The sequence below is a fragment of the Hymenobacter sp. DG25A genome (assembly GCF_001280305.1).
Classification (GTDB): domain Bacteria; phylum Bacteroidota; class Bacteroidia; order Cytophagales; family Hymenobacteraceae; genus Hymenobacter.
Genome location: NZ_CP012623.1, coordinates 271,160 through 294,240 on the forward strand (window position 1 = coordinate 271,160; position 23,081 = coordinate 294,240).

Genomic DNA, 23,081 nt, shown 5'->3' on the forward strand with positions numbered 1-23,081 from the left:
GAACGGTATGCGTTTTTCAGTTTCTATGCGGGTTGTTTTTATCTTGATACTACTGCTGATGAGTGGGCAGGCTGCCCGGGCTCAAACAACTCCTTCTTCTGCTTCTATGTCGGTTCCTGTGGCCCAGCCTTCTGCTATGCGTACCTATGCCCTGCGCCTGCGCCCGGGCGATGATTTGCGCCAGCAGTTGCTGGCGTTTGTAGCGCAGCACCACCTGAAGGCCGCCACGGTGCTTACCTGCGTGGGCAGCCTCACTACGGCTACGCTGCGCCTGGCCAACCAATCGGGGCCTACAGTGTACCAGGGGCATTTTGAGATAGTGTCGTTGGTGGGCACGCTGTCGGTAAACGGCAGCCACCTGCACTTGGCGTTTGCCGATTCTACGGGCCGCACCGTGGGCGGGCACCTGCTGGATGGTAACCGCATTTACACCACCGCCGAGCTGGTGCTGGGCGTGCTGGATGATGTTGATTTCCGGCGTGAAACCGACCCGGTATCTACTTACCAGGAACTAGTGGTATACCCGGTAAAGCCGGACGGGAAAAAGCGCGCTTCACCTAAAAAATAAAAGCGGCCGGGCGGATGAACTTCGCGGTGGCCGGCGTTATTATCGTGGGAACGGGGTAGGGGCGAGCAGGCTGCTGTTTCGCATTTAGCCCAGCCAATACTCTAGTGTAGAAAGCATCATGCATACTTTTCATTATCGATATCTGCTGGTTGGGCTGCTAAGTGCTTTCAGCTTCACGGCCCGGGCCCAGCAACCCTCGCAGCTTCTGGCGCAGGCCCTGCAGCAGTACCCCGGCGAAAAAGCCGTGTACCTGGACTATCGCCAGGACCTGACCGTGGAAATTGTGGGCGACTCGGTGCAGGTGCTGGCCCGCCACCATTATGATATGCTGCACCTGGACGCCCAGACTTCCATGTATGCTGATGACCGGGTGTACAGCTCCCTGTTCAACCGCCTGCAGAAAGTGGAGGCCCGCACCCTGGTGCCCAACGGCCGCGACTACCGGGCCGTGAAGGTGACGGACTTTAAATCGAAGTTTGAAACCCAGCCCGGTATTTTCTACGACGATACCCGCGTGACTACCTTCAGCTTCCCGGTGTTGACGCCCGGGGCGCGTACCGTAACGGACTACACCGTGCGCCACCCCGATTCGCGCTTTCTGCAGCCTTTCTTCTTTAGCTCCTACGTGCCCGTGCGCCACGCTGAGCTGACCATTACGGCCCCCGCCGGGGTGAAAGTGGAAGGCAAGCTCTTCAATACCGACCAGGTAAAGGTGCAGTTCAGTAAGCAGCAGAAAGGAAACACGGTAGTTTACCGCTGGGCCGCCGACAACCTGCCCACGCCCCCGCGCGACGACAACGGCCCGGAAAGCAGCTATTACCGCCCCCACCTGATGTATTACATTGAGGAGGCACCGGTGGCCGGGCAGCAGCGCAAACTGCTCTCCGGCGTGCCCGAGCTGTTCTCGCTCTACTCCAGCTTCATCACCCGCATCGACCGGAAGAACAACCCCGCCCTCAAGCACACCGTGGATTCCCTGGTAGTGGGCGCCAAAACCGAGGAGGAGCGGGTACGCCGCATTTTCTACTGGGTGCAGGATAACGTGCGCTACATAGCCTTCGAAAACGGCCTGCGCGGGTTTATTCCCCACGATGCCGGCCTGGTGTATGGCCGTCGCTACGGCGACTGCAAGGACATGGCCAACCTCACGCACGACATGCTGCAGCTGGCGGGCATCAAATCCTACCTCACCTGGATTGGCACCCGCGACCTGCCCTACCGCTACTCCGACGTGGCCACGCCCGGCGTGGATAACCATATGATTACCACCTACGAGGCCAGGCCCGGGCAGTACGTTTTCCTGGATGCTACCAGCCAGCACACGCCGTTTGGAATGCCTTCTTCCATGATTCAGGGCAAGGAAGCACTGCTGTCTATTGATGGGAAAACCTCCAAAGTGGTCAGCGTGCCGGTTATTCCGAAGGAGCAGAACAGCATTGCCGATGTTTCGACGCTGACGCTGGACGGAACAGGGCTGCGCGGCAAAGGGCAGCTGACCATGAGCGGCTACCCCAAGATTATGCAGTCCTATGCTTTGGATGGGCTGGATGAAACCAACGAGCCCAGGTACCTGAAAAAGCTGCTGGAGCGCGGCAACAACAAGTTTTTCGTAGACCGCTACACCATTCGTAACCGCGAAGAGCGCGACAAACCCCTGGCCATCGATTATGAATACCACGTGCAGGACTACGTGCAGAAGCTGGACGGTGAAATCTACGTGAACCTGAACCTGGAGCAGCCCTACGCCAACGACCGGATAGACCCGGCCAAGCGCCGTCTGCCCCGCTACAACGAGTTCAACCACACCACGCACTCCCGCACCGAGCTGGAAATTCCGGCCGGCTACGAGGTGGAATACCTGCCCGCCAATGCCGCCGTGCAGGACCCCGTGCTGGGCTTCACCATCCGCTACGAGCGCGCCGGCAATAAAATTGTGCAGGATAAGGAAGTCTACATTAACTACCTGCTGCTGCAGCCCACGCAGTTTGCCCAGTGGAATGCTGTGGTGGATAAGCTGACGGCCGCCTACCGGGACGTGGTCATCCTAAAGCGAAAAAAAGCCTGATATTCCGCCCTTATGCTGCGGGTGTGCTGCCTGTAGCGCCTCCTTACCTCCGTTATATGCCTTCTATTTTCCGGATGCGGCTGCTTGCTGTGCTGCTGTTATTGCTAACCAGCACCGCGGCGGTGCTCGCGCAGTCGGTGGCTACGGCCGTGCCTTCTACTCTGCGCTATGCCAACTATAACTGGGAGGCGCGCCGCGGCCGGCTGCCCATTTCCGCCGCCGATGCCCAGCTGCCTGCCGTTATTCTGCGCCAGCTCATCGCCCACGAGTATGCCTCCGATGCCAGCCACGAGAAGCTGGAGCTGTATACCACCGACCACCGTATTATCCGGGTAAACTCCGCCGATGCCATTGAGCAGTTCAACAAAATCTACATTCCGATTCAGGACGGGGGCCAGCTGCTTTCCCTGAAGGCACGCACCATCAGCCCCCGGGGCGAGATAGTGGAGGTAGACCAGAGCAGCATCAAGGAGCTGCAGGACGATGAGCGGCGCTTCAAGATTTTTGCCCTGGAAGGCGTGCAGAAAGGCAGCGAGATTGAGTACCTCTACACCCGCACCCGCCCTTTCAACTTCTACGGGCGCGATTATCTGCAATCCGATATCCCGGCCCGCAACGTCACGTTTGAGCTGATTTCGCCGGAAACGCTGGTGTTTGATACCCGCGTGTACCACGGCCCCAAGCCCGCCCCCGATACCCTGGTGGAGGGCAAGCACCTGATCCGGCTGCAGCTGGACAAAGTGGCTCCGGTACGCGAAGAGGCTTTTGCCAACGTGCAGGCCGAGCAGATGCGCATCGAGTACAAGCTGGCTTACAACCAGGCCCGCGGCGAGGAGCGCCTGTTTACCTGGGACGATGCCAGCCAGTATCTGCACAGCAATATCTACTCCCTTACCAAGGACGAAGGGAAAGCGGTGGATAAGCTCCTGAAGCAGCTGAAAGTAGCGGCCAGCGCCAGGCCCGAAGCCAAAATCCAGGCTGTGGAGCAGTACATCAAAAGCAATTTCAACCTGGACCCGGCTGCCGAGGGCGACCTGACGAAGGTAATTGCCACGCGCAACGCCCCGGAAAGCGCCTTCACCAAGCTCTTTGCCGTGGTATTCCGGCGCCTGGGCCTGGAGCATGAGCTCGTATTTACCACCGGCCGCGAGGAAGCGCCTTTCGACGAAACCTTCGATACCTGGAATTACCTCGACCACAGCCTGATTTACTTTCCCGGCACCAAGCAGTTTATGGCGCCCACCCGGCCCGACTACCGCTACGGCATGGTGCCCGCCGAGTGGACGGCCAACAAAGGCCTGTTCGTGCGCACCGTGAAGGAAGGCAAAACCGAGCGGGGTACCGGCAAAGTGCGCGATATTCCCACCCTTACGGCCGCACAAAGCCCCAACGACCTTGATATTACCGTGCGCTTCTCCCCGGAAATGGACAAAGCCACCGTGGACATGCGCCAGACCTTTGGCGGCTACAATGCCCAGGCCATTCAGCCCTTCTACTCCTTTATTCCGGAAGACAAGCGCACCGAGGCCATGCAGGAGCTGGTGAAGTCCAATGTGAAGGATGCCACCATCAAGAGCCTGAAGGTTATCAATGGCGAACCGGGCCTGAGCCCGCTGACCAAGCCCTTTATTGTGGATGCCACGGTAGAATCCGTGGCGCTACTGGACCGGGCCGGGCCACGCTACCTGTTCCATATCGGGGAGCTGATTGGGCCGCAGTCGGAGCTGTACCAGACCACGGAGCGGCAGTTTGACGTGGAAAACGACTTCAACCGCAGCTACCACCGCGTTATTAAGTTTGAGCTGCCCGCCGGCTACCAGGTGCGCAACGCCCAGGACCTGAACCTGAACGTGCAGGCCGGCCCCGATGCCAAGACGCCCGTGTATTATTTCCGCTCCGGCTCCGAGCAGAAAGGCCAGCTGGTCACCATCACCATTGATGAAGTCTACAACCAGATTCGCTGGCCCAAAAAGGACTTTGAGGCTTACCGCAACATCATCAACGCGGCCGCCAACTTCAATAAAGTAGTGCTGGTGCTGGAGAAAAAATAAACAGGTGCGGCGACTAAAGGTGCTTACTGCCAGTTAAATCCCTTTTTCGGGGGAGTTGCTCGGCTTGCAGCGTATTGTTCAGGCTGATGTTGTTATCTTGCCGACGGATAGGCTCTGCCACCTCCATTCTACGGAGCCTTTTCTGCCCCTAGTTCTGCTTTTTTCGCTCCCACCCGCGACCCATAGCCTCCACTCTCCAACCCGTCTTCGATGGACAAGGCCGCGGCATTTCGCCAAACCATTTCCAACCCCGTGAAGCTGCGCCTGTTTATGCTGCGCAGCCTGCCCATGGCCTATCTGGCCGGGCTGCGCGTGGCCAGCATCACGCCGGAGCACGCTACCGTCACGGTGCCGTTCAAGTACCTCACCAAAAATCCCTTCCGCAGCATCTACTTTGCCTGCCTGAGCATGGCCGCCGAAATGGCCGGCGGCGTGCTGGCCATGATGCACATTCAGGGCGCGGGCGTACCGGTGTCGATGCTGGTAGTGGGCATGGAGGCTGATTTCACCAAGAAAGCGGTGGGACTGATTGCCTTCACCAGCACCAATGGCCATGAAATAGAGGAGGCCATTGCCGAAAGCCGCGCTACCGGCGAAGGCCGCACGGTGGTCTGCACCAGCACCGGCCTTGATTTGCAGGGCGACGTGGTAGCCACGTTCCGCATCACGTGGTCGTTCCGGGCGAAAAAAAATCGGGACGAAGCTCAGCAGTAGTGCAGCGGCTTTTCCCGACCTTGCGGTTCCGTCAGAAGAGTGGCCGCACGCCTTCTTCGGCATTATCATCAAGTAGTTTCCTCTCGGCACTTCCGCGCATTTACACTGGCAGCAGACTGCTCCTTACCTGAATCATCCCGCACAGCACGCGCCATGAGTAATAGATTGTATTCGGTCGTTACGGCCACGGGCAGTTACCTGCCCACCCGCGTTATTACCAACGAGCATTTTGTGTCTACGGCGTTTTTTGATGCCGGCGGCAACCGGCTGGATAAACCCGGCCAGGAAATAGCCGAGAAGTTTGAGCAGATTACCGAAATCCGGGAGCGGCGCTACGTTACCGATGACCTGTGCACCTCCGATATTGGCTTCTTTGCTGCGCAGGCCGCGCTGGCCTCTTCTACTATCGATCAGGAAGAGCTGGACTACATCATTGTAGCGCACAACTTCGGCAACGTATCAGCCACCAATAAGCGCACGGATATGGTGCCCAGCCTGGCCGCCCGCATTAAGGCAAAACTCGGCATCAAAAACCCCTATACCGTAGCTTACGACCTGCCGTTTGGCTGCCCGGGCTGGCTGCAGGGCGTAATTCAGGCCGATTACTTTCTGCGCTCCGGCGATGCTAAAAAGGTGCTGGTGATAGGGGCGGAGGTTCTCTCCCGGGTATCGGACCCCCACGACCGGGACAGCATGCTCTACGCCGATGGCGCCGGCGCCGTGCTGCTGGAAGCCCGGGAAAGCGAGACGCCGGTGGGCATCCTCAAACACGGCACCCGCTCCGATACCGACCAGTTTGCGCACCTGCTGCGCATGGGCACATCCTACAACCCGGAGTATACCGCCCAGGATTTATTCCTGAAAATGGACGGGCGCAAGCTCTACGAATACGCCCTGAAAACCGTGCCCCAAGCCATTAAAGCCTGCCTGGAAAAGGCCGGTGTACCGATTGAGGCTGTCAGTAAAGTGCTAATTCATCAGGCCAATGGTAAGATGGATGATGCCATTCTGAAGCGCCTCTACGCCTTGTACAACATTCAGGAGCCGCCGGCCGGGGTAATGCCCATGACGGTTTCCTGGCTGGGCAACTCCTCCGTGGCTACCCTGCCCACCCTGCTGGACCTCATGCTGAAAGGCGAGCTGGAAAACCAGACTATACAGCCCGGCGATACGCTGGTATTTGCCTCCGTAGGGGCTGGTATGAACATTAATGCCGTGGTATACCGGGTGCCGGAAGAGGCTTAAGAATCCTGATCAAACAGTTTTTATCCGAAACGCCAAGGCCCCACCTGAGTACTCAGGTGGGGCCTTGGCGTTTCGGGTTCTATGCCCGGAAGCAACTAAGATACCGGGGTAAGAATACGGGACTATTTGCGCAACGTGGAGCGCCCAAGCTTGCTTGGCCACTCCAGCATGCCGCCGGCCAGATTAAATACATGAGTAAAGCCGGCAAGACCTAGTTCCTTGGCTGCTTTGGCGGAGCGGGCGCCGCTGCGGCAATACACGTAGGCCGGACGCTTGGTATCCAGGGTGGCAATACGCTGGGCGAAATCAGGGTCAGAAACGTCCATGTTCAGTGCAGCCGGCAGGTGACCCTGGGCAAACTCATCGGGGCGCCGCACATCGATTAGTAAGGCACCTGTCTGGCGCATGCCGGCACCAAACTGCGCAGCGGAAAGATTTTGATACACAGAGGGGGCTGCAGTTTTGAGGATGCCGAACATGGATAAAAGAAAAAGAATGAAAAAGACGAATTCTGGGACTACCGCAAGGCAGCCGGATAAAGACCGGATAGGATTAAAAATCAGATGATGGCTAGCAACCAGGTAATAGAATAATGCTGCGGGTTAAGAATAAGGTATACGACGGTGCTTGCAAAAAGAGCATATAATACTTTTCGTAGCGGGCAGAGTCACCGGCGTTGTATGCTCTGTAGGCTTTCCTTCCCGGATTGTACAGCCCCAAAAAATGCGGGCGGCCAACGGGAAGCAGCTTAAGAAACAGCTGCTACAAAGGTAACTGTTCTTAGCAACGGGTAACACTCCGCTTTAATTCATTTATAGTCTGTGCAATAGCCCATCAAAAATTGACAGGCAATTGAAATGCAGGTTTGGGAGGAGCCAGCGAGGAAGTAAGCCGGGCTATTCTCCCAGGTTCTCTTTGGTAATCACATCTACCAAACCATCTTCGCTCACCACCACTGCCAGGCAAGCATACGGGCTGCTTTCTACGTAGCGAATGGCGGAGTTGTAGCGGGCGCCCCGGGTGCTGGTGCCGCGGCCGGTAGCTTTGCCATCCAGAATAACGCCAATGGAGTAGCAGTAGCCATCGGGGTCGAGGAGCACGGCCCCGTCGATGGCGGTGATGAGGCGGGTGATGAGCGGAGTGAGCGGAACGGGCTCAATGAGCGTGCACTGCAGCTTCAGGCGGTCGGCTTCGGCCAGGGCCTCCGTGGTGATAACCAGCAGAGTGCCGTGCTTTTGCCGGCTGGCTTCCATCATCACCTCCCAGAGGCGCTCTATTTTACCGGAGTCGGTGAGGCCAAAGGTGTGGCGCAGCTCCCGGCGGAAATGGGTGCGGTTGAGGCGCGTGCGCGGCAGGCTGGGCGTGCCGTAGTTGGCGCGCATCAGCACCTGCCCATCGTGCTGAAACTCCCAGATGTAGTGTTTCACGAAGTTGATAACGAACAGGTCTTCGCGGGCAGGGTCGTAGTGACCCACTAACCGGCCCAGGGCATACACGTTTTCCCCGTCGGCCAGCAGACTGACATCGGCCGTGGCCATTTCCAGAAGCTTGCGCACGGCCCGGTAGTCGGTGAGCGGGGTGGGGCAGGTGAGGGCAAATACCTCCTCCAGGTTGGGGTGGCGGCGGCGGGCCAGCAGGAGCTTGCCCACGCCCTCGGCCCCTTCATAGCGCAGAGAGGAAATAGTAGTGCAGGTAGCAAACAGCTTGGCCAGGGTGGGGTCCAGGCCCAGATCCTGGGCCGGGGTATCCATAAACAGGCGGCCGGCGGCCCGGATCAGCTCGTCGGTATCGCGCGGGCGCATGAACAGGCTCAGGCCGGCTTCGGGCTCGTTCAGCGCCTTCCAGCACTCTTCATGAAAGCGGATAATAACGGCCTGGATCAGGGAGGTAGCCAGCGGACGACCATCGGTGTAGTACCGCTCAGGCTGCAGCGCGGCATAGCGCTTCACCACTTTGGCATTCAGCTGCAGCACCGTCAGCACAAAGTGGTTGTGCACCAGCACGGGCATGCCCACGTAGCTGATGCGCTTGTGGCTGGCGGGGTCGGCATCAAACACTTCCTGCACGGCACGGCGCAGCGATACGCCTTCCTGCCGCCACTGCTCATACCACTCCGATACCACCTCGTAGCCCCGGAACGGCCAGGGTTCTTCCTGCTGCAACGTCAGGCCCCGCTGCCGCACCCCCAGAAACCGCTCCCGGTCGGGGAAGGCATCCAAGGGTTCCAGGCTAACGTTAGGATCAGCGCCGGCCGTGGTGGTGGCCGGAATGCCCAGCAGGAGCACCGTGGGGTTCAGTTCCTCATCCAATGCATCAAACACGCTCTGGGCACTTTGCTGGGCGCCCTGCCGGAAACGGGCCTGATGCGGCCACATGGCCAGCGGGCCTACTACGGGCTCGGGCGCAATGGGCTGTACAGGAGGGGCGCTCAGTAAAGGAAGCGGGGCAAGCATCAAATCAGGCATAAAAATTCAACGAGGGCTATAGCTGGAATACAACCGGCAACACCATCTTTTGCTTTATGGGTTGGCCTTTATAGCTGGCGGGCGCCCATTTGGGTGCCGCTTTCAGCAGGCGAATGGCTTCTTCGTCGAGGCCGGCGCCAAGGCGCTTTACGGGCTTGATATCGGTTAGGGAACCGTCTTTCTGCACGATAAACTCCATAATGACCCGGCCTTCAATCTTGCGTTGCTTGGCCAGCGCGGGGTATTTCTGATTTTGCTGAATCCAAGCAAAAAAGGCTTCCGTGCCACCAACGGGGCGGGCAGGCTGGTCGGGGGCAATAACGGTGGGCGTGCTCTTTTCAGCAGGTACGGTAGCCTGGGCGGCTGCCGGTGCGGCGGTAGCGGCCGGTGCCGGGGCAGTAGTGGCGGCGGCGCTGCCAGCATCGGCCGGAATCTGGAAGGTAATGGGAATGCTCATGCGCTGCCGCACTTTGGCGCCTTTGTGCATGGCGGGCGTCCACTTAGGGCCGGCTTTCACGGTGCGCACAGCCTCGGCGTCCAGGTCAGGGTCGCCGGGCTGGATAGGGGCCACTTCGGTCAGGTCGCCGGATTTTTCAATGACGAAGGAAACCGTAACGGTGCCTTGCACGCCGCGCTGCAGCGCGGCGGTAGGATAGTTCTGGTGGTCGGCCAGATATTGCCCGAAAGCCTCCAGGCCGCCTTCCGGCAGGGCGGGCTTTTCCACGGCATCATACACCTTGTCTTTCTCCGGCTTGGGGTATTTAAGTTTTTTCTGAGCGTGAGCGGGAGAAAGGCCAATGGCCACCAAGCTGAGCAACAGCACCAAACGGGAAAAAAAGCGCATCATAAGAACAAGTAAGGTTAAGGCAAACCCGGTAGTACCGGCACCGCACCCTCAACGGTGCAAGCCGGCCTGTGGGTTCAGGATATATGCAAAGAGTCGAATTTCGATAGATTTGACCTTATGAAAGCCGATGAAACTTCCAGCGCGCACAACTCCAGCCGCGCCCCCGAGCCCGTGGGCCTGTATCCGCACGCCCGCCGGGCCGGCAATTTATTGTTTCTTTCCGGCGTAGGCCCCCGCCAGCGCGGCCATAAAAACGTGCCCGGGGTAGAGCTGAATCCCGATGGCAGCATCCGCAGCTATGATTTTGAAGGTCAGTGCCACGCCGTTTTTCAGAATGTTCGCTATATTCTGGAAGAGGCCGGGGCCCGCTGGGAGGATTTAATTGACGTGACGGTGTTCCTGACCAATATGAAGGACGACTTTGCAACCTACAACCGCCTCTACGCCGAGTATTTCGCCTCCAGCCAGCCCTGCCGCACCACCGTCGAAATCAACTGCCTGCCCACGCCCATTGCCATTGAACTCAAATGCATTGCGGTGGTTAAGTAGAGAGAGTTTTGTCAGCTGAAAATGCCATGGATACGCCCGGCTCCCACCACAAACCCATTGTTAAGCACTACTCCAACGGTACCGTAACGGTAGTATGGCAGCCCGCGCTGTGCATTCATTCGCGGCACTGCGTGCTGGGCCTGCCGGAGGTGTTTGATTTTGAGCGCCGCCCCTGGATAGACCCCACCGCCGCCGCCAGCCCGGAAATTATGCGGCAGATAGAGCAATGCCCTTCCGGGGCGCTCAGCTACTTCCTGAACCAGGAAGCCCCGGCCGCTGCCCCCGACGACCAGAAAGCCACCGGCGCCGAAGCCATGCCCACCACCGGTATTCGGGTAGAGGTAAGCGCGGGCGGCCCCTTGCTCATCAGCGGCCCGGTGGTGGTGCACACCCCCGATGGCCAGGAGCACAGTCACCCGCGCACCGCCCTGTGCCGCTGCGGCCAATCGAAAAACAAGCCATACTGCGACGGGGCGCACCGGGACCTGCCGCCCGGCTGGGACCAGAAGGGCGCCAATCCGGCCTAACTGGGCCGGACGGCAGCGCCGGAGAGCGTACCTTCGCGGTTCCTGAAACCTGTTCCGCTGTGGCTGCCGCTTCTTCCTTTCGCCCGATTACCATCTCACCTACCGATATCTTCACCGACAACCTGCCGGCCCACACCGCGCAGGAGCAGCATTTTGCGGCCCGGCACCAGGCGGTGGCCTGGCTGCGGGTAGCCGTATTTTTGGGCGGTGCGCTGGCAGTGTATCTGCTTTTAAGCCGCCAGCAGTACGCCCTCGGTTTTGGCGTGCTGGCAGCCGCTTATCTGGTATTTGTATTGGTGATGCGCTGGCATAGCCGCCTAGGCTACCAGCGCGACCATTTCCGCCTGCTCCGGCAGATAAACCAGGAAGAGCTGGACCGCCTGGCCGGCCGCCTCAGCGGCTTTGATTCGGGCTTGCCATACATGGACGCCCAACATCCTTACACCGCCGACCTGGACGTCTTCGGGTCGCACTCGGTGTTTCAGCTGCTGAGCCGTGCTACCTCCCGCCTGGGGCAGGACCACCTGGCAGCCTGGCTGCAAACCGCCGGTACCCCGGCTAAGCTGCTGGCCCGCCAGGAAGCCGTAGCCGAGTTGGCGCCCGATGCAGCCTGGCAGCACGAGTGGCAGGCCCGTGCCCGGCACTTCCCCAAGCAGGCCGAAGACCCGCGCCGCTTCACGGAGTGGCTGCGAGCCCCCGATTTCTTCGCTGATAAAGCCTGGCTGAAGGCCCTGCTTTTTGTGTTGCCGCCCCTGGCCCTGGGCAGCGTAGGGCTCTGGCTCAGCGGTTACTCTTTATGGGTAGTGGCGCCGTTTCTGCTGCTGATGGGCGCCATTAACCACCACTACCAGGCCGCCCGCGACGCCTACTTCGACCACAGTGAGAGCATGTACGATGTGCTGCGCGCCTACCGCGACCAGCTGGCCCTGCTGGAAGCCCGGCCGGTGCAGGCCCCGCGCCTCCTGGAGCTGCACCGCACCTTGTTTGCCGCCTCCGATGGCGCCCCGGCTTCCCGCCTAATTGGCCGGCTGGCTGTGATGGTGGATTATTTCTCGATGCGCCAAAGCACGCTGGCGGCGTTTTTTGCCAATAACCTGCTCTTCTGGGACTTCTTCTGGATGTGGCGGTTGGAAGGCTGGAAGCACCGCCTCGGCGGCCACCGCCTGGATGCTATACTGGAAGTAGTAGCCGAAACCGAAGCCCTGGTGAGCTTGGCGGCTTTTCAGTTTGCCAACCCCACCTATACCGTGCCGGAGCTGAGCTCTTCGCCTTTGGAGTTCACCGCCGAGGGCCTGGGGCATCCGCTCATCTTTACCACGGAGCGTATCACCAATGATTTCAGCACCGTGGGGCCGGGCAGCACGGGCGTGGTTACGGGCTCCAATATGTCGGGTAAAACCACTTTTCTGCGCACGGTGGGCCTGAACATGGTGCTGGCCTTGGCTGGCGCCGCAGTGTGTGCCCGCCGGCTGCGCGTAAGCCCGGCGCAGGTGTACACGGCTATGCGAACCCAGGATAATCTGGCCGAAAGCACATCTTCTTTCTATGCCGAGCTGAAGCGCCTGCGTCTGCTGCTGGAGCTCACGGCCACCGGGCAGCCGGTTTTCTATCTGCTGGATGAAATTCTGAAAGGCACCAACTCCCGTGACCGGCACCGCGGGGCCCGCGCCCTCATCCATCAGCTGCACCGCCGCCCCGCCAGCGGCCTGGTCAGCACTCACGACCTGGAGCTGGGCGAGCTGGCCGAGGAGTTGCCCGGCTTCGTTACCAACTATAGCTTCAACAGCACCTTCAGCGGCCAGCAGATTCATTTTGACTACCGCCTCACACCCGGTGTATGCCGCTCCTTCAACGCCAGCCAGCTGATGCGCTTGATGGGCATTGCCGTGGAAGACGACGAGGCAGGGAATTAAGCTGTTGGCTAACCAAGTTGCCGGCTGACTTGTTGGGTGTGCATGCAGGGCTCTGTTCTTCCGGGAAAGTGGTAATCCTGAACCAAATATGTAAACGGGGTAATATTTGCCGGCCCCGGTGTGGCCCTGCGGTGTGCAGGCTACGTAGATGACGGCAAAAGCCCGTCTTCTCTATGTACGTTCGTAATAATATTCGCTGGTCTCTTATCTGGCGGGTAGCCCGACAAAATGTGTTCATTTTCACCGTATATGCCCTGCTGGTATGCGTGGTATACGGGCCATTTAATTTTCACTCCCTCTCCATTCCCTGGCAGCCGGTAGCCACGCTGGGTATTGCCGTATCGTTCTACCTGGGCTTTAAAAACAACGGCTCCTACGAGCGTTTCTGGGAGGGCCGTAAGCTCTGGGGCGGCGTGGTGAATACCAGCCGTACCTGGGCCGTGCAGGTGCTGGAATACATTACCTCCCGCGTAGATGCCCCGGATGTGGAGGCGCCCGCGGCCTCGGCGGAGGAGCTATCGGAGCGCCACCGCCGGTTGGTGTACCGCCAGATAGCCTGGTGCAACGCCCTGCGCATTCAGCTGCGCCGCCAGCCCGAGCAATGGGATATTGAGGTGGCGCCCTTTCTGGAAGTGACGGAAGCGGAGCGCATGCGGCATTACATGAACCCCGCCGCCCACCTGGTGCGCCAGCAGGCCGCCGACCTGCGCCTGCTGCGCGAAGAGCGCGGCCTGCTCAACGATTTTCAGCACGTAGGCATGATGCGCAGCCTGGAAGAGCTCTACAATCTGCAGGGCGGGTGCGAGCGAATCAAGAACACGCCTTTCCCGCGCCAGTATGCCTTCTTTAGCTATGTGTTTGTGTGGTTGTTTGCGGCCTTGCTGCCGCTGGGCCTCATTGGCGAGTTTGCCCAGATGGGCCCCGACCATATCTGGCTGACGGTGCCTTTCTCCGTGCTGGTATCATGGGTGTTCAACACCATTGAAATTGTGGGGCACACCAGCGAAAACCCCTTCGATAACCAGGTAAACGACGTGCCCATGACGGCACTGTGCCGCTCCATTGAAATAGACCTGCGCGAGATGCTGGGCGAAACTCACCTGCCGCCTCGCATAGAGCCCCACAACGACGTTTTGTATTAGGAAATCAGCTATGAAAAATGGCTGTACTGTCCGGGTTTACCCGGCTCAGAAAAAAAATATGGCCTCTGTTCTGGTAAATCAAAAATAGCGCTATCTTACAGACCCTCTGATCAATAGGGGGTAACGTTTATTGAAATTTTAACGAGTCTTTAAAAATCCGAAATAGGATTGTTTCTGCCTGCAGAGCCTAATAGAAAACATTAGAAGCATTAAATATTTAAATTTTCTATTAGTACCTGAACGGGAGAAACTAACCGTCACTGATATCCGGTTAAGTTGCCGTATACCAGATTTTTATAGAATGCGTAAAAGCAAGTAGCTGCTACGTGTTAAGGATACAGTAGGAATAAAGCTCAGCTCATCATTTGTGCACGGCGGGCGGGGCTGCTACTGGAGTAAAATGAAGTCAATTAGTTGTTTTTCGCACCGCTCTGCCCCCACCTACCCACCGAAACGCTTAGCTACTTTATTCTTATGGAAGTTTACCGAGAGATATTACCCGAAAGCTACTTGCTGATTCTGGCCAATGATGTGCCGGAAACCCAACAGGATGCCAATGCTCTGGATTGGGCCCTGCGCCGGGCAGCCCGTAGTGGAAAATCGAGCGTGTGGGTTGATTGCAGTCACCTGGACCACCTCCCCCCCAACGCCGCCGAACTGCTGACTTTTTACTATCATAAGTTGCATAAGCACGGCATGAACCTGGTGCTCTGCCACGTAAGTTCTCCCGTGCAGCAGGAGCTGGATAGCTTGGTGCCCGCGCTACGTCCCCCCATTGTCAATAACTTACTGGATGCCGAGCTGTTCTGTCAGCAAGAGCATTCTACACGGCGCATTGCCTGATATTAACCTGAGCCAGAAAGTAGCGCTGCCTGCAAGCAGCTAGTTACAGGCTGCTTTTCTGAACAGTAAAACGCCCGGCTACGGTGAGGTAGTCGGGCGTTTGTATTTTATGCTGGCTTAGCCCGCTTAATGGCCGGTAACCGGCGCTGCGCCGGGCTGCAGCGTGCGGCCCAGCCAGTCAAAGAACACCCGGTTCCAGAGCACTGCGTTCTGGGGCTTCTGAATCCAGTGGCCTTCGTTGGGGAAATACAGGAAGCGGCTGGGAATCCCCCGCAGCTGCGCCGTCCCAAAGGCTTCCATGCCCTGGCTCTCGGGCACCCGGAAGTCCTTGCCGCCATGAATGACCAGGATGGGCGTATCCCAGTTGCGGGCAAACATCTGGGGGTTGAACTCCTGGTAGGTACGGGGCTGCGGTTCCTGCCATGGGGGCCCGCCCAAATCGTGATTGGCGAAGAACATTTCCTCCGTGGTGGGGTACCAGCTTTCCAGGTTATAGAGGCCGGCGTGGGCAATAAACGTCTTGAAGCGCCCCTGATGGTGGCCCGCCAGGAAATACACGGAGTAGCCGCCGTAAGAAGCGCCCACACAGCCGCGCCGGTCCTTATCTACAAACGGCTCCTGGCTTACGGCATCAATAGCCGAGAGGTAATCTTTGATGGGCTGCCCACCCCAATCGGTGGAAATGCTGTTGTTCCACTCCGTGCCAAAGCCTGGCAGGCCGCGGCGGTTGGGGGCCACCACAATGTAGCCGTGGGCAGCCATCAGCTGGAAGTTCCAGCGGTAGCTCCAGCTTTGCGTAATGGGGCTTTGCGGGCCGCCCTGGCAGTACAGCAGGGTAGGGTATTTTTTGTTGGGGTCGAAGTCAGGCGGGTAGATAACGTACACCTGCATCTGCTTGCCGTCGGTGGTGGTTACGCGGCGGTCTTCCACCTTGCCCATTTTCACGCCGGCCAGCTCTGGCTGGTTCAGGTGGGTGAGGGCAGTTTCGCGGCCATTTTTCAGGTCGATGCGCACCAGCTCGGCGGGGCTGCTGATGGTGGTTTTGTTGACGATGGCTGCGTCCTTACTCGCCAGCTCAAAGCTATTGTAGTTCTGCGGGCCCTTGGTGAGCTGCTTAATTTTGCCGCCTTTGCCGGGAATCGAGAAAATCTGCTCCGTGCCGGCCAGCACGCTTACGAAGTAAATGGTTTTGCCATCCTGGCTCCAGCGCACGTTGCCCGCGGCCTGCTCCGAGCCTTTGGTGATATCCTCCCGCTTGCCGGATTTAAGGTCCAGCACCACAATGCCGTTGCGGTCTGACTCAAAGCCGGGCGTGGCCATGCTCAGCCAGGCTACTTTGCTGCCATCGGGCGAGAAGCTGGGTTCGGTATCGTAGCCGCCCAGGCCCTCGCTCAGGTTGCGCGTCTTGCCCGAGCGCACGTCGTAGAGGTAAATATCGGAGTTGGTGCTTTCGGCCTCGGCCTTGCCCGTGAGCTTGCGCGAGGTGTAGGCCAGCTGGTAGCCATCGGGGGAAAAGGCAATCTGCTCTGCGCCGCCAAAGGGCTGCAGGGGCGCGTCAAATTTTTCCCCGGGCATCACATCTTTCCCGTAGCCGGTGGGCTTGCCATCATCTCCCATAGGCTGGAAGAACACGTGGTTGACTTTATAGTCGTCCCAGGCGTTCCAGTGGCGGTAGTTGAGGTCGTCGATGATGCGGGCATCGGCCTTTAGCAGGTCGGGGTACCAGTCTTTCACCTCTTTGCCGGTTTTTACTTCCTGGGTGTAGAAGATAAACTTGCCGGTAGGGGCGTACTTCAGGTTGGCAATGCCTTCTTCCGGAAAGGCGCTCAGCTTCTGCAGGCCGGACCCATCGGGGTTCATTTCATAGAGCTGGTCGGAGCCGCCTTCGGCGCTGATGTAGGTAAGTTTTTTGCCATCGGGGCGCCAGTTCAGGTTGCCTTCACTGCCGGGCGTGTTGGTGAGCTGCTTCATGGCCCCGCCGGTGGCCGGCATCACAAAAATGTCGGCGTTGCCTTTGTTATCGGCCAGGTTGTAGCGCGTAACGGTGAAAGCCACCTGTCGTCCGTCCGGCGACACCTGCATTTCGCCCAGCCGGCCCATCTTCCAGAGAAGCTCCGGCGTGAGTACGCCTGATTGGGCTGCGGCTGCCAAGGGAAGGCAGAGCAGCGCCGCGAGAAAGGATTTTTTCATCAGAAAAAAGAATGGGATTTTGCGCGCAAGGTAGCCACCATGCCGCAAACTGTGCCCAATGCCGTAGCTTGCCGGCCCGCTCCGGCGGCCTGCTTTAACCTGTAGCGCATGCCCGATTTCCGTCTTCGTGTTTTTCAGACCGTGGCCCGGCACCTGAGCTTTACCAAGGCCGCGCAGGAGCTGTTCATCAGCCAGCCCGCCGTTACCAAGCACGTGCGGGAGCTGGAGCGCAGCTACGGGCAGCGCCTGTTTGAGCGCCGCGGCAACCGCGTAGCCCTCACCGCCGCCGGCCACCTGCTGCTCACCCACGCCGATACCGTGGAAGCCCTCCACCATCAGCTCACCGACCAGCTCTACGCCCTGCACCACGAAGCCGCGGGGCGCTTGCGCCTGGGCGCCAGCACCACGCTGGCCCAGTACGTGCTGCCTCCCATTCTGCCCGCTTTTCAGGCCCGCTACCCGCATATTGAGCTCACCATGCTCAATGCCAACTCCGAGCAGATTGCCGAAGCCCTCCTGCACGGCCACCTGGACCTGGCTTTTGTGGAAGGCCGCAGCAAAAACCGCGACCTGCACTATGAGCTCCTGCTGCAGGATGAACTGGTAGCCGTGCGACGGAGTACGGGTACCCCGCCCGTGGCCATGACCTTGGCCGAAGCCCTGCAGCACCCGCTGGTGTTGCGGGAGCGGGGCTCCGGCACCCTGGAGGTGCTGGAATTTGCCCTGCGCACCCAGCAGATCCGGCTGGACCAGCTCCACGTGGCGCTCTACCTCGATAATACGGAAGGCATCAAGTCCTACCTGGAAGCAGCGCCGGCCTGCCTGGGGTTTGTGTCGCAGCGGGCTGTGACGCGGGATGTGCAGGTAGGCCGCCTGGAAATTGTGCCCATACCGGAGCTGCGCCTGGCCCGGCAGTTTGAAGCTGCCTGGGTGCAGGGGCAGCCTTTATCGGCGCAGGCGGAGCGCTTCCTGGCGTATGCCCGGCGTGAGCTGCTGGAAGAGGTATAACGTCAGGTTATTGCTGATAATCTTTTTTGATTATCGATAGGGGGGGCGGCGCGTAAGTTTGGGGTACTATTTGCTGTGCCCCGGTTTATGAAAAGTGCCCACCCGTTATCCTCTTCCGGTAGTAAACCTGTTTTTACTGCTGACCGCTGGGCTGCGCTTCTGGCGCACCGCTGGGAGATAAGGGGGCTGGCCGTTACGCCGCGCATTCTGATTTTTGGTATTGCTCTGCTCATTTGCCTGTCGCCGTGGGGCTCACCGCCGCTGGCCCTGGCGCTGGGGCTGGTGGTAGCACTGGTCATTGGCAACCCTTTTCCGGCGCAAAGCCGGCGTTACACCAGCAAGCTGCTGCAATGGTCGGTAGTAGGGCTGGGGTTTGGGATGAATGCCCAGACGGCCCTGCAGGCCGGGCGCGAGGGGCTGCTGTTCACCGTAGTTTCTATTCTGGGCACGCTCACCCTGGGGTTTCTGGTAGGCCGCTGGCTGGGTATCGACCGTAAAATTTCCCATCTCATTTCCAGTGGCACTGCTATTTGCGGGGGCAGTGCCATTGCGGCTGTGGGGCCGGTCATTCAGGCTGAGGAAGGGCAGATGTCGGTGGCGCTGGGCACGGTGTTTATTCTGAACTCGGTAGCCTTGTTTCTGTTTCCGGCGGTGGGCCATGCCCTGCAGATGAGCCAGAACCAGTTTGGCCTCTGGGCCGCCATTGCCATTCACGATACCAGCTCCGTGGTAGGCGCCGCCAGCCACTACGGCGACCAGGCCCTGCAGATTGCCACCACCGTTAAGCTGGCCCGTGCCCTCTGGATTATTCCCGTGGCCCTGGGCACCGCTTTCTTCTTCAAAACCAAAGAGGCCAAAGTAAAGCTGCCGTGGTTTATTCTAGGGTTTGTGGGCGCCATGCTGCTCAATACCCTGGTGCCGGCGCTGCAGCCGTTTACTCCTGCCATTGTAAAGCTGGCCAAGCTGGGCCTCACCGTTACATTGTTTCTGATTGGGGCCGGGCTTTCTCTGGCAGTGCTGCGCTCCGTGGGTGTGCGCCCCTTTGTGCAGGGCATTCTGCTGTGGGGCGTGGTTTCGGCCGCTTCGCTCTGGGTTATTCTGCACACGGTGGTGTAGCTAAGGCTTACCCTTCTGATCATAAAAAAGGGCCGGCTTGATACCAAGCCGGCCTTTTTTGTGCAAATGGATGTTCAGTATTAATCAGGAAGATTTGCGGCCGGAGCCACTTTTCTTCCCGCCACCATCGTGTTTGTTTACGGTGGCCCAGGCGCGCTTCTCGGCTTCTTCTTCCGAAACGCCGCGCTTTTCGTACCCTTCCTCTATGTGTTCAGCCTGCCGCTTCTGCTTATCGGTGTAGGCTGATTTATCTCCTCTGGGCATAACTTTAAACTAAAAGGTGAAACCATAAGGTATAGCCCGTATACGTCAGTTATTAGGGGCTGTTTCCAGATTACCCGGCTTTTCTCGCTGCCGGCTGGCTATCTTCGCCTGTCAATTCACTTACCTTCCATACGCATGCGTCACGTTGCAGATATTCCTAATTCAGAGGCTAAAATCACCTTGTTCTCCTGGAATGGTAAATATCTTATCAAGCTGGAAAAAGGCGACCTGGAGCAAACCTACAAGGTAAGTGAGCTGGACATTACCGGAGAGGAGGACGTTTTTGCCCTGCTCGATGAAGAGTTTCTGCAAGCCGCCGTTCGGCGCTTTGCCCTCATGCGCGCCGACCTGCAGGCCTCCTTCGACCGGCACGGTCTGTGATATAGCCGCGTGGCTGAAATCAGGTTTTACATCCATCGACTTTTCTTATGAATCCATTTTTTCGCTTTCTGTTCGCCGCGCTGCTGGTGCTGGCCGGCCTGAGCGCCCTGCCCGCCACCGCCCAGCTCTACGAAGTGCGTCCCGGCACCACCAGCTTTGAAAAGCGCGAGCGGGATGCCGTGAAAGTGCAGGTAGACGGCACCGCCCAATGGACGCGCGACTTCTGGCAGTCCTGGCTGAAGGACACGTACAACATCAAGCTGAAAGGCAGCGGCGTGATGGGCGTAGGCAAGAAAGATGTGCTGGAAGCCCGCCAAACGCCTATTTCCAGCGTTTCGGGCAAGCTGATGGACCTGTTTGCCACGGTTAACTCGCCTTCTGACAGCACATCGGAGCTATCCGTTTTTGCTTCTATCGGGCCTGACGCCTTTTTAAACCCGGATAAAACTCCTTCCGAGTATGCCGCCCTGCGCAATATGGTGCAGTCGTTTGCTGTAGCCGCGCGCCTCAAGGCCTATAAAGACCAGGTAGATCAGGCAGAAAAGCAGCTCAAGGATTCGGAAAAGGAGAAAGACCAGCTCAACCGGGACATAAAGAATGCGAAGGCCAATACGGCCAGCAACCTGGAGCGCATCGAGGCCCTCAAAAAACAGAATATGGAGAACGTGCTGAAGGTGCGCCAGGACTCCGTGAAGCTGCTGGATAACGCCCGTCAGCTGGAGCTGCGCAAGCTGCAGCTGCAGCGCCGCAAGGACCGCCTCTCCGCCCTCGACCGTAAATAAAGCCCCCGCAAACCGGCGCGCCCGTAACGGCGCAGCCCGGTACCCTTTGTGCCATGTCCCAAGATCCTTCCCCGCTCGATACCCTCCGCCAGCTCAAAGAGTGGCTCGACGCCGGTACCATCACCCAGCAGGAGTTTGATACCCTGAAGCGCAAGCTGCTGTTTAGCGAAGGTACTGCCGCCGTACCCGCTGCTCCGGTGAATGAGCCCACGGAAACCAGCATTCCGGCCCCTATTGAGGACCCGTTGCTGCGCCCTTTTGTACTGGGCGAAGAGCCCGCCCCGGTAGCACCCCTGCAGCCGCAGGCCCCCGCTACGCCGGCCGAGAATTTTAACCACCCCATTATTGCCGGCCGGCCCGGGGCGTCGCCCACGGCTGAGAATTCCTACGAATCTTCTACGGAGCTGCCGGAGGATAATGCTCCGGACACCACGCCCCCGCGCAATCCGCTGACTTTGGTGCTGATTATCGGAGGCATTGTGGCGCTTCTGGGCCTGGTGCTGTATCTGGCCATGGGCTCCCGGGAATCAGAGCACCTGACCAGCATTTCCCAAAGCGCCTCTGATTCTGTAGCCGTGCGCCCGGAAGAAGGCCCCCAGGCCGAGCAGATTGAGCTTCCCCCGGCGGCCGCGCCCGAAACCGTGCGGGTAGTACCTGCTACTCCGTCGCCCGCCGCTACCGCCACCACCGATTCAGTTACAACGCCGGCCACGCAGCCCGCGCCAGCGGCCTCACCGGCCCCGACGGCTGCCGTAGATGCCGATTTGCGTACCCAGGTGCAGAATGCACTGCTCTCTTACTACGAGGATTTGAAAGCGGCCCCGTTTAATGCCTCGCAGCACTTTGCCGGGCAGGTAGAGCGGTTCTACACCCAGCAGAATACCACGCCCGCCGCCATTGAGGCCGAGCTGGCTAAATCCCACTTTCCGGAGTTTCAGGAAGCTGAAACCATCATCGAGCCTGGTACTTTGCAGATAGGCCCCGAAACCAACGACGGCTCCCGCGTGGTTACCTACCGCGAGAAAAGCCGGGCCTTCCGCGTGTCGCGCCAGCAGCACCAGCAAACCATTGCCCAGGTGCGCGTGCGCTTCGACCGCAACCTGAAAATAGTCTACCTGCGCCAGGAACGGCTGCTGGAAAACTCCTTCACCGATTAACGTCTGGTTCCGATTTCCCGCTTTGCTATGCGCTTGCTTTTGCCTGTTAAGTCTGCCTGGGTGGCCGCTGCGCTGTTGCTGCTTGCCAGCGCCGGGTGCATTAAAGTAATTCAGCCCGGAAAAAGCTTTGCGGCCTACACGCCGCCGGCTTTGCCCGATTATGCCCTGCCCGCCAACTGGGCTGCCCTGCCCGAGCGCCGCGACTCCGCCGATGCCGTGCCCCCCCACAGCGGCCTGCACGACGAGCAGGCCCAAGCCACGGCCGATGTATTTTTCGTGCACCCCACCACGTATTTCCGCCGCGGTTCCTGGAATGCAAATTTGAATGATTTGCTGCTGAACCGGTTCACCGATAACAGCACCATCCGGAAGCAGGCCAGCGCCTTCAACGCCGCCGGCCGCATTTACGCGCCGCGCTACCGGCAGGCCACCTTGTTTTCGTTTTTCGATACGCAGGATACCAATGGGGAGCAGGCACTAAACCTGGCGTATACCGATGTAAAGGCTGCTTTTCAGTATTATCTCGCGCATTACAACCAGGGCCGGCCCATTATTATTGCCAGCCATAGCCAGGGCACGTTTCACGCCACGCGGCTGCTGCACGAGTTTTTCGATAATAACCCACAGCTCCGAAAGCGACTGGTGGCCGCCTATCTGGTAGGCTATAAGGTGAAGCAGGATGAATATCAGGTCCTAAAGCCCTGCGCAGACTCCACCCAAACCGGCTGCTACATCAGCTGGAACACAGTAGAGTGGGGCTATGAATACGAGCCGTTTAAGGGAGCTACCGCCATAAACCCGCTTACCTGGACACTGGACACGCTAACGGCCCCCGCTACCCTAAACAAAGGCGGTGTGCGCTTCGATTTTGATAAAACAGATCCTCAGGTAGTAGATGCCAAGGTGCACGATGGTATTGTGTGGGTACACACTCCCAAGCCTGCCGGCTACCCCCGCTTCCTGCTGCCCGGACGCCCGGAGCTGCGCCATTCCTTCCACATTGCCGACTACAGCCTGTTCTACCTGAACCTGCGGCAAAACGCGGCAGCGCGGGTGCGCGCCTATCAGAAACAACAGTAGCGATAGTAGCGCGAAGCTCCGGCTTCGCGTATGAGCGAAGCGAATATGCAGTATCGCGCCGCTTATAACAGCCTGTTGGAACTCACTCTGCTCGTGCGCGAAGCCGGAGCTTCGCACAACAAAAAAGGCCCCGCCGGCATATGCCAGCGGGGCCTTTTCTATGCTAAACTAAAA

At 58.9% G+C, this 23,081-nt stretch carries 21 protein-coding genes; 16 read left to right on the top strand and 5 right to left on the bottom strand.

Features of this window, described 5'->3' with window-relative positions:
- Nucleotides 1-106 precede the first annotated feature (106 nt).
- The 5 genes from AM218_RS01155 (at nt 107) to AM218_RS01175 (ending at nt 6,643) form a co-directional block, all read left to right on the top strand.
- The gene (locus AM218_RS01155) at nt 107-568 is read left to right on the top strand and encodes a PPC domain-containing DNA-binding protein (protein ID WP_231717517.1); all 462 of its coding nucleotides are present in this window, start codon (nt 107-109) and stop codon (nt 566-568) included.
- Nucleotides 569-686: 118 nt separating this feature from the next.
- Nucleotides 687-2,633: a DUF3857 domain-containing protein gene (locus tag AM218_RS01160; protein ID WP_054411081.1), complete on the top strand. Its 1,947-nt coding sequence runs from the start codon at nt 687-689 to the stop codon at nt 2,631-2,633.
- A gap of 56 nt (nt 2,634-2,689) precedes the next feature.
- On the top strand, nt 2,690-4,684 hold the full coding sequence (locus AM218_RS01165) for a DUF3857 domain-containing protein (protein ID WP_054411082.1): 1,995 nt from the start codon (nt 2,690-2,692) through the stop codon (nt 4,682-4,684).
- 210 nt (nt 4,685-4,894) lie between these two features.
- A complete protein-coding gene (locus AM218_RS01170) occupies nt 4,895-5,398 on the top strand; it encodes a PaaI family thioesterase (protein ID WP_054411084.1) in 504 nt (167 codons plus the stop codon).
- A gap of 153 nt (nt 5,399-5,551) precedes the next feature.
- Complete coding sequence (locus AM218_RS01175; RefSeq protein ID WP_054411086.1) at nt 5,552-6,643, top strand: 3-oxoacyl-ACP synthase III family protein; 1,092 nt, start codon at nt 5,552-5,554, stop codon at nt 6,641-6,643.
- A gap of 122 nt (nt 6,644-6,765) precedes the next feature.
- On the opposite strand, the gene AM218_RS01180 is transcribed toward AM218_RS01175, so the two are convergent.
- The 3 genes from AM218_RS01180 to AM218_RS01190 form a co-directional block, all read right to left on the bottom strand.
- The gene (locus AM218_RS01180) at nt 6,766-7,089 is read right to left on the bottom strand and encodes a rhodanese-like domain-containing protein (RefSeq protein WP_197273997.1); all 324 of its coding nucleotides are present in this window, start codon (nt 7,087-7,089) and stop codon (nt 6,766-6,768) included.
- A 450-nt stretch (nt 7,090-7,539) separates the two neighbouring features.
- Nucleotides 7,540-9,096 carry a DNA integrity scanning protein DisA nucleotide-binding domain protein gene (locus AM218_RS01185; protein WP_054411090.1) on the bottom strand — a complete coding sequence of 519 codons (1,557 nt, stop codon included), beginning with the start codon at nt 9,094-9,096 and terminating at the stop codon, nt 7,540-7,542.
- A gap of 28 nt (nt 9,097-9,124) precedes the next feature.
- On the bottom strand, nt 9,125-9,955 hold the full coding sequence (locus AM218_RS01190) for an energy transducer TonB (protein WP_054411092.1): 831 nt from the start codon (nt 9,953-9,955) through the stop codon (nt 9,125-9,127).
- Nucleotides 9,956-10,072: 117 nt separating this feature from the next.
- Between AM218_RS01190 and AM218_RS01195 the strand changes: the two genes are divergently transcribed.
- The 5 genes from AM218_RS01195 (at nt 10,073) to AM218_RS01215 (ending at nt 14,929) form a co-directional block, all read left to right on the top strand.
- Nucleotides 10,073-10,504: a RidA family protein gene (locus AM218_RS01195; protein WP_054411094.1), complete on the top strand. Its 432-nt coding sequence runs from the start codon at nt 10,073-10,075 to the stop codon at nt 10,502-10,504.
- 26 nt (nt 10,505-10,530) lie between these two features.
- On the top strand, nt 10,531-11,031 hold the full coding sequence (locus AM218_RS01200) for a (4Fe-4S)-binding protein (protein WP_054411096.1): 501 nt from the start codon (nt 10,531-10,533) through the stop codon (nt 11,029-11,031).
- Nucleotides 11,032-11,090: 59 nt separating this feature from the next.
- Nucleotides 11,091-12,944, top strand: coding sequence for a MutS-related protein (locus AM218_RS01205; RefSeq protein WP_231717518.1), 1,854 nt, complete (start codon nt 11,091-11,093; stop codon nt 12,942-12,944).
- Nucleotides 12,945-13,117: 173 nt separating this feature from the next.
- Nucleotides 13,118-14,086, top strand: coding sequence for a bestrophin family protein (locus AM218_RS01210; protein WP_071843657.1), 969 nt, complete (start codon nt 13,118-13,120; stop codon nt 14,084-14,086).
- A gap of 474 nt (nt 14,087-14,560) precedes the next feature.
- Nucleotides 14,561-14,929, top strand: a complete 369-nt coding sequence (locus tag AM218_RS01215; RefSeq protein WP_157547461.1) for an STAS domain-containing protein — start codon at nt 14,561-14,563, stop codon at nt 14,927-14,929.
- Between the two features lie 126 nt (nt 14,930-15,055).
- On the opposite strand, the gene AM218_RS01220 is transcribed toward AM218_RS01215, so the two are convergent.
- Nucleotides 15,056-17,119 carry a S9 family peptidase gene (locus tag AM218_RS01220; protein WP_054415180.1) on the bottom strand — a complete coding sequence of 688 codons (2,064 nt, stop codon included), beginning with the start codon at nt 17,117-17,119 and terminating at the stop codon, nt 15,056-15,058.
- A 108-nt stretch (nt 17,120-17,227) separates the two neighbouring features.
- Between AM218_RS01220 and AM218_RS01225 the strand changes: the two genes are divergently transcribed.
- Together AM218_RS01225 and AM218_RS01230 are read left to right on the top strand one after the other, a co-directional pair.
- Nucleotides 17,228-18,127 (top strand): LysR substrate-binding domain-containing protein, encoded by a 900-nt coding sequence (locus AM218_RS01225; RefSeq protein ID WP_071843658.1) that lies wholly within the window; start codon nt 17,228-17,230, stop codon nt 18,125-18,127.
- 87 nt (nt 18,128-18,214) lie between these two features.
- Nucleotides 18,215-19,243, top strand: coding sequence for a YeiH family protein (locus AM218_RS01230; RefSeq protein WP_082318003.1), 1,029 nt, complete (start codon nt 18,215-18,217; stop codon nt 19,241-19,243).
- Nucleotides 19,244-19,327: 84 nt separating this feature from the next.
- Here AM218_RS01230 and AM218_RS01235 read toward each other — a convergent pair whose 3' ends face one another.
- Nucleotides 19,328-19,507 (bottom strand): hypothetical protein, encoded by a 180-nt coding sequence (locus AM218_RS01235; protein WP_054411104.1) that lies wholly within the window; start codon nt 19,505-19,507, stop codon nt 19,328-19,330.
- A gap of 135 nt (nt 19,508-19,642) precedes the next feature.
- On the opposite strand from AM218_RS01235, the gene AM218_RS01240 reads away from it, so the two are divergent.
- The 4 genes from AM218_RS01240 to AM218_RS01255 are packed head-to-tail and all read left to right on the top strand — an operon-like array spanning nt 19,643 to nt 22,907.
- Nucleotides 19,643-19,888, top strand: a complete 246-nt coding sequence (locus AM218_RS01240; RefSeq protein ID WP_054411106.1) for a hypothetical protein — start codon at nt 19,643-19,645, stop codon at nt 19,886-19,888.
- Between the two features lie 47 nt (nt 19,889-19,935).
- Nucleotides 19,936-20,670, top strand: coding sequence for a hypothetical protein (locus AM218_RS01245; RefSeq protein WP_054411107.1), 735 nt, complete (start codon nt 19,936-19,938; stop codon nt 20,668-20,670).
- A 53-nt stretch (nt 20,671-20,723) separates the two neighbouring features.
- Nucleotides 20,724-21,827, top strand: coding sequence for an SHOCT domain-containing protein (locus AM218_RS01250; RefSeq protein ID WP_054411109.1), 1,104 nt, complete (start codon nt 20,724-20,726; stop codon nt 21,825-21,827).
- Between the two features lie 27 nt (nt 21,828-21,854).
- The gene (locus tag AM218_RS01255) at nt 21,855-22,907 is read left to right on the top strand and encodes a DUF3089 domain-containing protein (RefSeq protein WP_054411111.1); all 1,053 of its coding nucleotides are present in this window, start codon (nt 21,855-21,857) and stop codon (nt 22,905-22,907) included.
- Nucleotides 22,908-23,081 lie beyond the last annotated feature (174 nt).